General features: G+C 61.6%; 12 protein-coding genes. All 12 read right to left on the reverse strand.

Features of this window, described 5'->3' with window-relative positions; all coding sequences use genetic code 11:
- Window positions 1-432 precede the first annotated feature (432 nt).
- Entirely contained in the window at window positions 433-1,821 is a 1,389-nt protein-coding gene (gene lpdA / locus BUC08_RS06600) for a dihydrolipoyl dehydrogenase (protein WP_037925091.1), read from the reverse strand.
- A gap of 100 nt (window positions 1,822-1,921) precedes the next feature.
- Window positions 1,922-2,317, reverse strand: coding sequence for an MAPEG family protein (locus BUC08_RS06605; RefSeq protein ID WP_037925092.1), 396 nt, complete (start codon window positions 2,315-2,317; stop codon window positions 1,922-1,924).
- Between the two features lies 1 nt (window position 2,318).
- Entirely contained in the window at window positions 2,319-2,882 is a 564-nt protein-coding gene (locus tag BUC08_RS06610) for a hypothetical protein (RefSeq protein ID WP_037925094.1), read from the reverse strand.
- A 7-nt stretch (window positions 2,883-2,889) separates the two neighbouring features.
- Window positions 2,890-4,413, reverse strand: coding sequence for a 2-oxoglutarate dehydrogenase complex dihydrolipoyllysine-residue succinyltransferase (gene odhB, locus BUC08_RS06615; protein ID WP_037925096.1), 1,524 nt, complete (start codon window positions 4,411-4,413; stop codon window positions 2,890-2,892).
- Entirely contained in the window at window positions 4,410-7,376 is a 2,967-nt protein-coding gene (locus BUC08_RS06620) for a 2-oxoglutarate dehydrogenase E1 component (RefSeq protein WP_037925097.1), read from the reverse strand. Before BUC08_RS06620 ends, odhB begins: the two co-directional genes overlap by 4 nt.
- An 83-nt stretch (window positions 7,377-7,459) precedes the next feature.
- The gene (gene sucD / locus BUC08_RS06625; protein WP_028954860.1) at window positions 7,460-8,347 is read right to left on the reverse strand and encodes a succinate--CoA ligase subunit alpha; all 888 of its coding nucleotides are present in this window, start codon (window positions 8,345-8,347) and stop codon (window positions 7,460-7,462) included.
- A gap of 21 nt (window positions 8,348-8,368) precedes the next feature.
- Window positions 8,369-9,064 carry a sulfotransferase family 2 domain-containing protein gene (locus BUC08_RS06630; protein ID WP_037925098.1) on the reverse strand — a complete coding sequence of 232 codons (696 nt, stop codon included), beginning with the start codon at window positions 9,062-9,064 and terminating at the stop codon, window positions 8,369-8,371.
- The gene (locus BUC08_RS06635) at window positions 9,064-9,762 is read right to left on the reverse strand and encodes a sulfotransferase family 2 domain-containing protein (RefSeq protein ID WP_037925099.1); all 699 of its coding nucleotides are present in this window, start codon (window positions 9,760-9,762) and stop codon (window positions 9,064-9,066) included. Before BUC08_RS06635 ends, BUC08_RS06630 begins: the two co-directional genes overlap by 1 nt.
- On the reverse strand, window positions 9,762-10,277 hold the full coding sequence (locus tag BUC08_RS06640) for a hypothetical protein (RefSeq protein WP_051694212.1): 516 nt from the start codon (window positions 10,275-10,277) through the stop codon (window positions 9,762-9,764). The genes BUC08_RS06635 and BUC08_RS06640 overlap by 1 nt, the downstream gene beginning before the upstream one ends.
- Window positions 10,278-10,423: 146 nt before the next feature.
- Window positions 10,424-11,617 (reverse strand): ADP-forming succinate--CoA ligase subunit beta, encoded by a 1,194-nt coding sequence (gene sucC / locus BUC08_RS06645; RefSeq protein ID WP_028954857.1) that lies wholly within the window; start codon window positions 11,615-11,617, stop codon window positions 10,424-10,426.
- 216 nt (window positions 11,618-11,833) lie between these two features.
- On the reverse strand, window positions 11,834-12,592 hold the full coding sequence (locus BUC08_RS06650; RefSeq protein ID WP_159436683.1) for an adenylate/guanylate cyclase domain-containing protein: 759 nt from the start codon (window positions 12,590-12,592) through the stop codon (window positions 11,834-11,836).
- Window positions 12,593-12,714: 122 nt separating this feature from the next.
- Window positions 12,715-13,677, reverse strand: a complete 963-nt coding sequence (gene mdh / locus BUC08_RS06655; protein WP_037925102.1) for a malate dehydrogenase — start codon at window positions 13,675-13,677, stop codon at window positions 12,715-12,717.
- Window positions 13,678-13,777: the final 100 nt, after the last annotated feature.

Raw genomic sequence — 13,777 nt, forward strand, 5'->3', positions numbered from 1 at the left:
TTGAACGGCAACGGGCAGCGTCATAAAATGTCGGGTGAAGCGTCACGCGGTTCTGCTCTAATCGGGCCATCGCACAGTCTAGGTTAGGGAGCGGTAGGCCTACGAAGATGCCTTTCGCCACAGGACGCAAAGCCGCGCATCGACGGGCCGTGGTGCGGCGATGTGCCTTAGTGCTGGGCACTTTATGGCAGCCAAACACATCCGAGCTAACAGTATCACACAACAGAAACCAAATCGCCGTGCCGGCGGACGGCCCGGCGATGCGCGGCGGCCTACGGCCTTGTCCCGCGCAGAGGTAGGGTGAACGACGCACCAAACGCCTAGGAGCGGGTGCCTGTCCGCAGGACCTGCGGGAACACATTCTAAAAACACCGGAAATGAAAAAGGCGCACCGTCAGGCGCGCCTTTTTTGTGGTCTCTGGCCTATGCCAATCACATATGGATCGGGCCGTCGCCACAGGCCAGTGCGGCCTCGCGCACCGCTTCGGAATAGGTCGGGTGCGCGTGGCAGGTCATGGCCAGATCCTCGGCGGACGCGCCGAATTCCATCGCCACGCAAACCTCGTGGATCAGGTCGCCGGCACCGGGGCCGATGATGTGGCAGCCCAGGATGCGGTCGGTTTCCTTGTCCGCCAGGATCTTGACGAAACCGTCGCCCGCGAAGACGGCCTTGGCACGGGCGTTGCCCATGAAGCTGAACTTGCCGACCTTATAGGCGCGGCCCGCTTCTTTCAGCGTGGCCTCGGTTTCGCCCACGTTGGCCACCTCGGGGTGGGTGTAGATCACACCGGGGATCACGCCATAGTTGACGTGCCCATGCTTGCCCGCGACCTGCTCGGCGGCGGCCATGCCTTCATCCTCGGCCTTGTGCGCCAGCATCGGACCCTCGATCACGTCGCCGATGGCGTAGACGCCCGGCACGTTGGTCTGCCAGTCCTTGCCCACCTTGATCTGACCGCGCTGTGTCATCTCGACGCCCAGCCCCTCAAGGCCCAGCCCGTCGACGTAAGGCTTGCGGCCGGTCGACACCAGAACCACATCGGCGTCCAGCACGTGTTCGCTGTCATCTTTGCGCAGTTTGTAATGCACCTTGGCCTTGGTCTTGGTCGCCTCGGTCTTTTGCACGGCGGCGCCCATGATGAATTTCAGGCCCTGTTTGGACAGCATCCGCTGGAAGGTCTTCTGAACTTCGGGGTCCATGCCGGGGGTGATCGCGTCCAGATATTCGACAACGGTCACTTCGGACCCCAGCCGCGCGTAAACGCTGCCCAGTTCCAGCCCGATCACGCCCGCGCCGATCACGACCATGGATTTCGGAACCTTGCCCAGCTCAAGCGCGCCGGTCGATGTCACGACGACCTTTTCGTCCACTTCGACGCCGGGCAGGGATGCCGCCTCGGAGCCGGTGGCGATGATGATGTTCTTGGCCTCGTAGACCTCGTCACCGACCTTGACCTTGCCCGCTTCGGGGATCGAGCCCCAGCCTTTGAGCCAGTCGACCTTGTTCTTTTTGAACAGGAATTCGATGCCCTTGGTGTTGGTGTCGATGGTGGACTGTTTGTAGGTCAGCATCTGCTTCCAGTCGACCGAGGGGCTTTTGCCCTTCAGGCCCATTTCGGCAAAGTTGTGCTCGGCCTCGTGCAGCATGTGGGATGCGTGCAGCAATGCCTTGGACGGGATGCAGCCGACGTTCAGGCAGGTGCCGCCCAGCGTCTCGCGTCCTTCGACGCAGGCCACTTTCAGGCCCAGCTGCGCGCAACGGATGGCGCAGACATAGCCGCCGGGGCCGGAGCCGATGATGATAACGTCGTAGGATGCCATGTGGTCTTCTCCTTGGTCGTGTGCGCCGGTTTGGCCTGGGACAGGCTGCTGTCGGCTTTCAGTGTGGCACAGGGGCCATATGTGTCTTGCGGGCGCGTCCCTAGATCAGGGAGGCGATGAACAGGATGGCAACGCAGGCCAGTGCCACGAGCCAGATATAGGACCGCCAGGGCTGCCATCCCAGCGCGTAGGCGGGAATATAGAGCGCACGGGCGGCCAGATAGACCCACGCCGCCCCCAGCGTCAGGGTGGTGACCTGATCCGTAACGTGGATCAACAGCACGGCGGCGGCAAAGAACGGGAACATCTGCACGTTGTTGTCATAGGCCCGCAGCATTCGCGCGGTGACGTTGCGCATCGGTCGGCTGGGATCGCGGTCGCGCGGGCTGGTGGTGTAACTCGGCCCCACGTCCATGTTCGCCATGGTCGAGGCGACGACGAACTGCACGATGTGCAAGAGGCCGGCGAGGGCGATGGTCAGGAGGAGGGGGGTCATATTATGCCTCCGAAATCTTTTGTACGTTGTTTATCGCAAAGACCCCTCTCACAATCCATATTGATTGGTCTCGATCAACTGGGCGAATTCTAGACGTTAAGCCCTTTAATGTAGCAAACGGATTTTTTCCTGTTTTCTGTTTAACTTTAGCCCCGAATTTCGCGATAAATTTCAGTGAATTTTCGATGGCTTCCCGTTTCTTTGCGTCTGATGCACTGCGTCCGTGGAATATTGTATCACGGACAGTCTCTGCATTTTCCAATGCCCTATAATCTGCTGAAGCCAAATCTATACCAATCAAAGACTTTATCGTCGCCCGAAAGGATGTTCGTGTGAACGATCTTCTTTCGAGCTCTGCATCGACAACTGATGTCATGCACTTCAGGTTCCTAACGAGAATGCACTTCAGTGAGCGGTACCGACCTTGTTCGATAACCATGAACAAATAGGCGAGCGACAAATCCAGATCAGCTGCGTCAAGTAAAGGTTGAAGCCCGCTAAGATGCGTCTTCACTTCTTCTGGCAACGCAGTGAACTGGTGTCGAATAGCGACGATTGTCGGCATGTCTTTCTCAAAGATCCATCAGCAACCGGCGGGGATCTTCCAGTGCTTCCTTGACGCGGACAAGGAAGGTCACAGCGCCCTTGCCGTCTACGATCCGGTGGTCGTAGGACAGTGCCAGGTACATCATCGGACGGATCACCACCTGACCGTTGATCGCCATCGGGCGGTCCTGGATCTTGTGCATGCCCAGGATACCCGATTGCGGCGGGTTCAGGATGGGCGAGGACATCAGCGAGCCGTAGACGCCACCGTTCGAGATGGTGAACGTGCCGCCCTGCATTTCCGCCATCGACAGCTTGCCGTCACGGGCGCGCGCGCCTTTTTCGGCAATCGCCTTTTCGATGTCGGCAAAGGACATCGCATCGGCGTCGCGGATCACCGGAACCACCAGACCCGTGGGCGTGCCTGCGGCGATCCCCATGTGAACGAAGTTCTTGTAGACCACGTCGGTGCCGTCGATCTCGGCGTTGACCTCGGGGACCTCTTTCAGCGCGTGCACGCAAGCCTTGGTGAAGAAGGACATAAAGCCCAGTTTCACGCCGTGCTTCTTCAGGAACAGGTCCTTGTATTCGTTGCGCAGTGCCATGACCTCGGTCATGTCGACCTCGTTATAGGTGGTCAGCATCGCGGCGGTGTTCTGGCTGTCTTTCAGGCGGCGCGCGATGGTCTGGCGCAGGCGGGTCATTTTCACCCGCTCTTCGCGTGCCTCATCGTCGGCCGAAACAGGTGCGCGCGGGGCGGCGGAGGCTTGCGGGGCAGGGGCGGCGCCGGCGGCGGCCACGGCCTTGGCCACGTCTTCCTTCATGATGCGCCCGTCACGGCCCGAGCCGGTGACCTGATCGCGGCTGATCCCGGCCTCGGCCATGGCTTTCTTGGCGGAGGGGGCGTCTTCCACGTCCTTGCCGCCGCTCTGCGCCTGCGCCGCAGGTTTGGGGGCGTCTTCCGAGGCGGGGGCCGCAGCCTTGGCACCGTCACCGGAGGAGATCACAGCCAGTTTGGCGCTGGCTTCCACGGTGCTGCCTTCCTCGGCCAGGATTTCGGTCAGGACACCGGCGGCGGGGCTGGGCACTTCGACGCTGACCTTGTCGGTTTCCAGCTCGCACAGCATTTCGTCCTGCGCGACCTCGTCGCCGACTTTCTTGAACCATGTGCTGACGGTCGCCTCGGTGACGCTCTCGCCCAGTGTCGGCACCATCACGTCCACATTGGCCGACGCCTCGCGCGGCTTGGTTTCCTCGGCACCGGCGTCGATGGATTTGGGCGCGTCCTTGGGGGGCTCTACCGCGGCTTCGCCGCCTTCCGAGATGGTCGCCAGCAGCGCGTCAACGCCGACGGTGTCGCCTTCGGCAGCCACGATCTCGCCCATGGTGCCCGCGACGGGGCTGGGCACTTCGACGGTGACCTTGTCAGTTTCCAGCTCGCACAGCATTTCGTCAACGGCCACGGCGTCGCCGGGTTTCTTGAACCATGTGGCAACGGTGGCTTCGGTCACGGATTCGCCCAGGGTGGGCACACGGACATCAGTCATTATTTCGATCCTTTGATGGTCAGCGCCTCGTCAACGAGGGCGGCTTGTTGTGCTTTGTGCTGGCTGGCCAGACCTGTGGCAGGCGACGCCGATGTGGCGCGGCCCACGTATTCGGGGCGCAGGTGCTTGGCCTTGATCCGGCCCAGAACCCATTCGATGTTGGGTTCGATAAAGGTCCATGCGCCCTGGTTCTTCGGTTCTTCCTGGCACCAGATCATCTCGGCGTCCTTGAAGCGTTCCAGTTCCTTGACCGCGGATTGGGCGGGGAAGGGATAGAACTGTTCAAAGCGCAGCAGGTAGATATCGTCGATTCCACGGGCGTCGCGTTCTTCCAGCAGGTCATAATAGACCTTGCCCGAACACATCACGACGCGCTTGATCTTGTCATCGGCGACCAGCTTGGTGTCCGAGTTGCCATGTTCCGCATCGTCCCACAGCACGCGGTGGAAGGACGAACCGGTGGTGAACTCCTCGGCCTTGCTGATGGCCAGCTTGTGACGCAGCAGCGATTTCGGCGTCATCAGGATCAGCGGCTTGCGGAAGTCGCGGTGGATCTGGCGGCGCAGGATGTGGAAGTAGTTCGCCGGCGTGGTGCAGTTGGCCACGATCCAGTTGTCCTGACCACACATTTGCAGGAACCGTTCCAGACGGGCGCTGGAGTGTTCGGGGCCTTGCCCCTCAAAACCGTGCGGCAGCAGGACGGTCAGGCCCGACATCCGCAGCCATTTGCTTTCGCCCGAGCTGATGAACTGGTCGAACATGATCTGCGCGCCGTTGGCAAAGTCGCCGAACTGCGCCTCCCACAGGGTCAACGCATTGGGTTCGGCCAGCGAATAGCCGTATTCAAAGCCCAGCACCGCATATTCAGACAGCATCGAGTCGATGACTTCGTATTGTGCCTGGCCCTCGCGGATGTGGTTCAGCGGATAGTAGCGTTCTTCGTTGTCCTGATTGATCAGGGCCGAATGGCGCTGGCTGAAGGTGCCGCGGGCGCTGTCCTGACCGGACAGGCGCACGGGATAGCCTTCGGTCAGAAGCGATCCGAACGCGATTGCCTCGGCTGTGGCCCAGTCGAAACCGGTGCCGCTTTCGAACATCGCCTTCTTGGCTTCCAGCAGGCGTTCAACGGTTTTGTGCAAGGGCGTACCCTCGGGCGTTGCCGTCAATCCCTTGCCGATCTCGGCCAGTGTTTCGGGTTTGATCGCGGTTTTGCCACGCTGGTATTTTTTCTGCTTCATCTTATCCAGATGCGACCACTTGCCATCCAGCCAGTCGGCCTTGTTCGGGCGGTATTCTTTGCCGGCCTCGAACTCTTCGTTCATCTTGGCTTGGAACGCCGCCTTCATGTCCTCGATCTCGCCCTCAGGGATCAGGCCGTCCTTGACCAGGCGGTCGGTATATAGCGTCAGGGTGGTTTTCTGCTTCTTGATCCGCTTGTACATCACCGGGTTGGTGAACATGGGCTCGTCGCCCTCGTTGTGACCGAAACGGCGATAGCAGAAGATGTCGATGACGACATCCTTGTGGAATTTCTGGCGGAATTCGGTCGCGACTTTGGCGGCGTGGACCACCGCCTCGGGATCGTCACCGTTGACGTGGAAAATCGGAGCCTCGACCACCAATGCGTTGTCGGTGGGATAGGGGGACGAGCGCGAGAAATGCGGCGCCGTGGTAAAGCCGATCTGGTTGTTCACCACGATGTGCATGGTGCCGCCCGCGCGGTGACCGCGCAGTCCCGACAGGGCGAAACATTCAGCCACCACACCCTGACCGGCAAAGGCCGCATCCCCGTGCAGCAGGATCGGCATGACCTGGGTACGCTCGGTGTCGCCCCACTGGTCCTGTTTGGCCCGGACCTTGCCCAGAACGACGGGGTTCACCGCCTCGAGGTGCGAGGGGTTGGCGGTCAGCGACAGGTGCACGGTGTTGTCGTCAAACTCACGGTCCGAAGACGCGCCAAGGTGGTATTTCACGTCGCCCGAGCCATCGACATCCTCGGGTTTAAAGCTGCCGCCCTGAAATTCGTTGAAGATCGCGCGATAGGGTTTCTGCATCACGTTGGCCAGAACCGACAGGCGGCCACGGTGCGGCATGCCGATGACGATTTCCTTGACGCCCAAGGCGCCGCCACGCTTGATCACCTGTTCCATCGCGGGGATCAGGCTTTCGCCGCCATCCAGGCCAAAGCGTTTGGTGCCCATGTATTTGACATGCAGGAATTTCTCAAAGCCTTCGGCCTCGACCATCTTGTTCAGGATCGCCTTGCGTCCTTCGCGGGTGAACGCGATTTCCTTGCCCAGTCCTTCGATCCGCTCTTTCAGCCAGCTGGACTGTTCGGGATCGGAAATGTGCATGTATTGCAGGGCGAAAGTGCCGCAATAGGTCCGCGTGACAATCTCCATGATCTGCCGCATCGAGGCGATTTCCAGCCCCAGCACGTTGTCGATAAAGATCGGGCGGTCCATGTCGGCCTCGGTAAAGCCGTAGGATTTCGGGTCCAGCTCGGGATGCGGGACCTTGTCGCGCATGCCCAGCGGGTCCAGATCGGCGACCAGATGGCCCCGGATGCGGTAGGCACGGATGATCATCAGCGCGCGGATGCTGTCCAGCACGGCGCGTTTTACCATCTCGTCGCTCAGCTCGACGCCCTTGGCTTCGGCTTTCGCCTTGATCTTCTCGCCAGCGCCCTTGACCTCGGCGGGCGCGGCCCATTCGCCGGTCAGCGCCTGCGTCAGGTCATCGCCTGGCATCGGCGGCCAGTCGCTGCGCGCCCAGCTCGGGCCTGCGGCCTCGGCCCTGACGTTGTCGTCCTCGTCGCCCATCGCCTTGAAAAAGGCCTGCCAGGCTTCGTCCACCGCGCCGGGATCGTTGGCATAGCGGGCATACATCTGTTCAAGGTATTCCGCGTTGTGCCCCTGCATGAAGGACGAGGCGTGGAACTGGTCGTTGGCGGGGTGGTCGGTCATGGCGAGATACCTCGGATATGAGACGTGGCCGTATGATGGTTAATGAGAGCAGGGCGGGACAACAGGCCCCGCCCTGAGACTGGTTAGCCTTTGTCGATGGCTTCTTTGACCGCTTCGCCCAGTGTCGCGGGGCTGTCTGCCACCACGATACCGGCTTCGCGCATCGCTTCGATCTTGCTTTCGGCGTCGCCCTTGCCACCGGCAACGATGGCGCCTGCGTGGCCCATGCGGCGGCCCGGAGGGGCGGTGCGGCCCGCGATGAAACCGGCTGTGGGTTTCCAGCGGCCTTTTTTCTTTTCGTCGGCCAGGAACTGCGCCGCTTCTTCTTCGGCAGAGCCGCCGATTTCACCGATCATGATGATCGACTGTGTTTCAGGGTCGGCCAGGAACATTTCCAGCACGTCGATATGCTCGGTCCCCTTGATGGGGTCGCCGCCGATGCCCACGGCCGAAGATTGGCCCAGTCCCATGTCCGTTGTCTGTTTCACAGCCTCATAGGTAAGCGTGCCCGAGCGCGAAACAACACCCACCGAGCCGCGCTTGTGGATGTGGCCCGGCATGATGCCGATCTTGCAGGCGTCGGGCGTGATCACGCCGGGGCAGTTGGGGCCGATCAGGCGGGATTTGGACCCTTCCAGCGCGCGTTTGACGCGCATCATGTCCAGAACCGGAATGCCTTCGGTGATGCACACGATCAGCGGCATTTCCGCGTCGATGGCTTCGAGGATCGAATCCGCCGCGAAGGGGGGCGGCACATAGATGACCGATGCGTTCGCTTCGGTCACGTGCATCGCCTCGTGCACCGAGTTGAAGACGGGCAGGTCCAGATGTTTCTGGCCGCCCTTGCCCGGCGTCACGCCGCCGACCATCTTTGTGCCATAGGCGATGGCCTGTTCGGTGTGGAATGTCCCCTGCGAGCCGGTCAGGCCCTGGCAGATGACTTTGGTGTTTTCGTCGATAAGAACGGCCATGTTTGGTTTCCTTGCTTACGATCAGTCTGTTGTTTGCGATGTTTCGAGGGCGGGGGCGTGATAGCCGTATTCGGCCAGCTCCCAGTGATACAGGTCGGCCACGCGGGCCAGCGCGCGGGGCGTGTAAAGGGCGCGCCAGTCGCCCACCTTTGCCCAGCGTTCGGGGTTGTTGCGCAGGTGCGGCCAGTCGACCGTGCCCAGGTCCAGACGGGCGCAAAGTGCGGCGCGGTCCTGAGCCAGGTGCTCCAGACGTACGGCCGCGTCGATCACCGGTGTGCCGTCGATGCCGTATATGTCCAGATCCTGCGTGGCTTGCGGGCTGTGGTGCAGCCAGTCGACAAAGGCCGTGCGGCGGTCGTCCTGCGACACCCGGCCTGCGAAATGGGCGCGGTTGCGCATGGCAAAATGCGACACCAGCCGTTCGAAGGGATTCCGCAGGGTGGTGAATTTGAAATAGCCGTCCCAGACCGCGCGGGGCAGGGCGTCGCGCACATCGGCTGCGGGCATGTGCCCGTACCAGGTGCCCCTGGAGGCGTCCTGTGCCGGACCACGGCTGCCGATGATCCCTTCGGGGCCGTCATAGGCATCGCGTGCGACGCCGTCGGCGCAGGCCTCGGCCGGGGCGCAAAACCGTTCCAGCGCCGCCTCGGTCGAGGTGCTCGCGGTTTTGAAGGTCTTGAGATAGATAAACCGGTGGCTGTGCGAGATCATGACCATCAGCACACCCCCTGCGTTGCGAAGCGCGTCGAAGTGTCATAGCCGAAAGCCGCAAAATCATCGGCATAATAGTCGACGACCCTGGCGGCTGCTGTGGGTGACATGCTGCGCCACGCCTCGTGATCTGTGCTGGCATTCTCGTGCAGCGGGGCGGGGGAGACGCGGTTGGCGATGCCAAGCTTGTCCACGATCACAGCCCAATCTGCGGCCAGCGTTTCCAGTCGGGCCAGATGAGTGACGGATTGGGGTGAGGGCACCCATTTGACTTGGGGTAACAGGCTGCGCATCTGCCGGGCCTGCGCGGGCAAGTCGCTGGCAAGATCGTCAAAGGACATATCCAGATAGGGCGCACAGTTTGCCCGCACCTCCGGGTCGGCATGTGAAACCGCCCGCCGCTTGACAAAAGCCAGCGCCGACCAGGCGCGTGCAAAGGGATTGCGCACAACGGCAAAGCTGAACATCGAGGTCAGACGTGCGGGACCCAGCAGTTTGCCCAGACGATCCAGACGGCTGTGCTTGATGATCGCCGCCGCCGGGTCCATTCCGCAGGCGGCACGCGTGCCCCGAACGGATTTGCGCGAACGTATGTCCAGATCGCGCGACAGGTCCAGGGCCGGGGCCAGCATGGTACGCACGCTGCTGCCGCCGGTTTTGGGGATGTGAATGAACACACAGTTCAGGCTTTCCGAGACGATCATCAGCTGTCCCCCGGAGCCATCGCGACCGGCAGGCGGTCGACGGCCATGAAGGTTGTGACAGCATTCGCACCACCACGTGTGCCCACATGCACCACGGCCACGCGCCCTTGCAGCAATTCGCGCGCTTCGATCAGGGCGGTGCCGGGCTGGGCGGAATGGGTGGCGGGCATGGCGGTCGGTTGGCCAAATACAGGCGGCGTATTCATCTGGACCCGCAGCGCGTCGATCGCAGCCTGCGGCTGGTTGCCGTGCCAGGACACCTCGCAACGCCGCTCGACGCCATAGGGCGCATCTGTCGGCGCGGCCTCAAGCGTGGCGTCCCAGAAGGTCAGCTCGAACGGCAGCGGTGTGCCGACCAGCGCCTGCATGTTGTCGCGTGCCTGCGCGGCGGTCTGGCCTGCCTGAAAACAATAGGCGTTGAACGCACTTATGGCAGCCTGCCCGTCGGCCATGGCAATGCCTGCTGTCCCGAGGGACAACGACACGGCAAAAGCGGCAGGGCAGAAACGGCGCATCAGTTCAACGCTCCAAAGGGCGCATGGGAAAAAAGGGAGACCCCCGGCGAAACCGGATTGACGAAAAGCTTGCGCATCACATCGAACCTCCGTTGCAAGGGGCTGTGTGCTCGGGGGCGAAGCGGTTCGCCCCCGATGCCGGACACTTAGCCCTTGACCGCTTTCACGATCTTCTGTGCGCCGTCTTTCAGGTCTTCGGCGGCGATCACGTCAAGGCCGGAGTTGTTGATGATGTCCTTGCCCTGTTGCACATTCGTGCCTTCCAGACGGACCACCAGCGGCACTTTCAGGCCCACTTCCTTCACCGCGGCCACAACGCCCTCGGCGATCACATCGCAGCGCATGATGCCGCCGAAGATGTTCACGAGGATGCCTTTGACCTGCGGGTCCGAGGTGATGATCTTGAACGCCTCGGTCACTTTCTCCTTGGTGGCACCGCCACCGACGTCGAGGAAGTTGGCAGGCTCGGCGCCGTAGAGCTTGATGATGTCCATTGTGGCCATCGCCAGACCCGCACCGTTGACCATGCAGCCGATTTCGCCGTCCAGCGCGATATAGTTCAGGTCGTATTTGGACGCGGCGAGTTCCTTGGGGTCTTCCTCGGTTTCGTCGCGCAGTTCGTTGATGTCGGCGTGCTTGTACATGGCGTTGCCGTCAAAGCTGACCTTCGCGTCCAGCACTTTCAGGTCGCCGCTGTCGGTGACGATCAGCGGGTTGATTTCCAGCATCTCCATGTCTTTTTCCAGGAACGCCTTGTACAGCAGCGCCATCAGACCGACGCACTGTTTAACCTGCTTGCCTTCCAGCCCGAGGGCAAAGGCGATGCGGCGGCCGTGGAATGCCTGATAGCCGGATGCAGGATCAACCGAGAAGCTGAGGATTTTTTCGGGGGTCGACGCTGCGACCTCTTCGATGTCCATGCCACCCTCGGTCGAGCAGACAAAGCTGACGCGGCTGGTTTGGCGATCCACCAGCAGGGCCAGGTACAGTTCGGTTTCGATGCCCGAGCCGTCTTCGATGTAGATACGGTTGACCTGTTTGCCGGCAGGGCCGGTCTGGTGCGTGACCAAAGTGCGGCCCAGCATCTTCTTGGCTTCTTCGGCGGCTTCTTCGACCGATTTCGTCAGGCGCACGCCGCCTTTCTCGCCGGCGTCAGCTTCTTTGAAGTGACCCTTGCCGCGTCCACCTGCGTGGATCTGCGCCTTGACCACCCACAGGGGGCCGTCCATCTCGGCGGCTGCGTTTTTGGCGTCTTCGGCTTTCAGCACGACGCGTCCGTCGGAAACGGGTGCCCCGTAAGAGCGAAGCAAGGCCTTGGCCTGATATTCGTGGATGTTCATGACAAAACGGTCCTGAGTAGCTGCGGTTTAACTGGCTGTATACGATCAAGCGTGAAGGGATGGTAAACTGAAAAGGCGCGGAAGGCGGGGTTTTGCCTAGAAAATCCAGCATTTGTGATCACACGTTTTTTCCTGTGATCACAAAATTTGAAACGTTACCGCTGACAGCGCGTTTCTGGGGGTGTTGGCACAGATTCCTTTGTGCTGGCAGTTTGTTCAGCGCTGCGAGTCGCGCAAATTTCGCCACTTGAACACCAGCGAAACTGCAATTGCGGCGACGACCAGGGCGGGCCAGCCGGGGCCGGGGCCGTTCGTAAGATCGATGACCACCAGCACGGCTGTTGCCAGACCCGCGCGCTGACATGACTTGCGAAACTTGATCCGGGCGTCATCGTTCAGATGCACCGATTGCGGGCGGTCAATGCGCGGTGCGACCGAGGCCAGATCGTCGGGTGCCTTGACCCCCTCGGCCAGCACGGCGAACAGTTCGACCTCTTCAATCAGGTTCTTGGGTGTGGCAGGGCCAAGCGGGCGAAACTCGGCGACAAGCCGTCCACGCGCGTAATCGGCCACCTGGCGCGACACCAGAATGCCGCCGACATTGGCGTTTTCCTGCAACCGCGCGGCCAGGTTGACACCGTCGCCCAGCAGATCGCTGCCTTCGACAATGACATCGCCCAGATGCACACCGATGCGAAAGGGCAGGGCGTCCGCGGTGTCGTTCAGCGTTTGCTGGATTGTGACGGCAGCGGCCACGCCTTCGACGACCGAGGGAAATTCGGCGATCAGCCCGTCGCCCGAGGTGTTGGCGATGCGCCCGCCACGGGCGATGACAGCCGCGTCGATCACCCGGCGCGCGCGGCGCAGGGCCTGAACGGTGTTCACTTCGTCGCGGGCCATGCGGCCCGAATAGTTCGCGGCGTCTGCTGACAGGATCGTGGTCAGCTTGCGTTTGATGTCAGGCAGTTGGGACACGTCGACCCCCTGAAGACCCCGCATGTAGGGCGGTGTTGGTGTGCGGCCCGGTTGCCGGGCAGCATATAAAAAGCCGGACACGTCGAACGCGCCCGGCTTTATTCATGACAGCAAGAATTGGCTTATGCCAGCGAGCTGTCGATGCCTTTGCACGCGTCGACCAGGCCCTGAACAGCCGAGACCGAGTTGTCGAACATGGCTTGTTCGTCTTTAGTCATCTTGATGTCGATGACTTTTTCAACGCCACCAGCACCGATCACTGTGGGCACGCCCACGTACATGCCTTTCAGACCCAGAGCACCGTCAACATAGGCCGCGCAGGGCAGCACGCGTTTCTGGTCTTTCAGGAACGCTTCGGCCATTTCGATGGCAGAGGTTGCGGGCGCATAGAAAGCCGAGCCGGTTTTCAGCAGGCCGACGATTTCGGCGCCGCCGTCACGGGTGCGCTGAACGATGGCGTCCAGTTTTTCCTGCGTGGTCCAGCCCATCTTGACCAGATCGGGCAGCGGGATGCCTGCAACGGTCGAATAGCGTGTCAGCGGCACCATGGTGTCGCCGTGGCCGCCCAGCACGAATGCTGTCACGTCGCGCATGGACACCTGGAATTCTTCGGCCAGGAAGTGACGGAAGCGGGCGCTGTCCAGAACACCGGCCATGCCGCAGACTTTTTCGTGGGGCAGGCCCGAGAATTCGCGCAGGGCCCAGACCATAGCGTCCAGCGGGTTGGTGATGCAGATCACGAAGGCGTTGGGGGCGTGGTCGCGGATGCCTTCGCCGACGGATTTCATAACCTTCAGGTTGATGCCCAGCAGGTCATCACGGCTCATGCCCGGCTTGCGGGGCACGCCGGCGGTGACGATGCACACGTCTGCGCCTGCGATATCCTCGTAGGACTGGGTGCCGCTCATCTTGGCGTCGAAACCCTCGGACGGGCCGGATTCAGCGATGTCCAGCGCCTTGCCTTCGGGGGTGCCTTCGGAAATGTCGAACAGGACAACGTCGCCCAATTCCTTGATGGCTGCGAGATGCGCAAGCGTCCCGCCGATTTGACCTGCGCCGATCAGCGCAATTTTGGGTCTGGCCATGAGTAGTCTCCAGGGTTGCTGTGAATTTGCGGTTTGCCTAGTCCTTATCCGCGTCGCGTGCAAGGCTGCTGCGCCGCGGCGCCGGGGCCTGCGGCGGCTG

This window comes from Pseudosulfitobacter pseudonitzschiae (assembly GCF_900129395.1).
GTDB classification, from domain to species: domain Bacteria; phylum Pseudomonadota; class Alphaproteobacteria; order Rhodobacterales; family Rhodobacteraceae; genus Pseudosulfitobacter; species Pseudosulfitobacter pseudonitzschiae.

Excerpts from the sequence above, each read along its gene's own strand:
- BUC08_RS06635 (WP_037925099.1), bottom strand. The coding sequence starts at position 9,762 with ATGATCGTCTCGGAAAGCCTGAACTGTGTGTTCATTCACATCCCCAAA.
- sucC (WP_028954857.1), bottom strand. The coding sequence starts at position 11,617 with ATGAACATCCACGAATATCAGGCCAAGGCCTTGCTTCGCTCTTACGGG.
- lpdA (WP_037925091.1), bottom strand. The coding sequence starts at position 1,821 with ATGGCATCCTACGACGTTATCATCATCGGCTCCGGCCCCGGCGGCTAT.
- BUC08_RS06605 (WP_037925092.1), bottom strand. The coding sequence starts at position 2,317 with ATGACCCCCCTCCTCCTGACCATCGCCCTCGCCGGCCTCTTGCACATC.
- BUC08_RS06620 (WP_037925097.1), bottom strand. The coding sequence starts at position 7,376 with ATGACCGACCACCCCGCCAACGACCAGTTCCACGCCTCGTCCTTCATG.
- BUC08_RS06640 (WP_051694212.1), bottom strand. The coding sequence starts at position 10,277 with ATGCGCCGTTTCTGCCCTGCCGCTTTTGCCGTGTCGTTGTCCCTCGGG.
- BUC08_RS06630 (WP_037925098.1), bottom strand. The coding sequence starts at position 9,064 with ATGGTCATGATCTCGCACAGCCACCGGTTTATCTATCTCAAGACCTTC.
- mdh (WP_037925102.1), bottom strand. The coding sequence starts at position 13,677 with ATGGCCAGACCCAAAATTGCGCTGATCGGCGCAGGTCAAATCGGCGGG.
- sucD (WP_028954860.1), bottom strand. The coding sequence starts at position 8,347 with ATGGCCGTTCTTATCGACGAAAACACCAAAGTCATCTGCCAGGGCCTG.
- BUC08_RS06610 (WP_037925094.1), bottom strand. The coding sequence starts at position 2,882 with ATGCCGACAATCGTCGCTATTCGACACCAGTTCACTGCGTTGCCAGAA.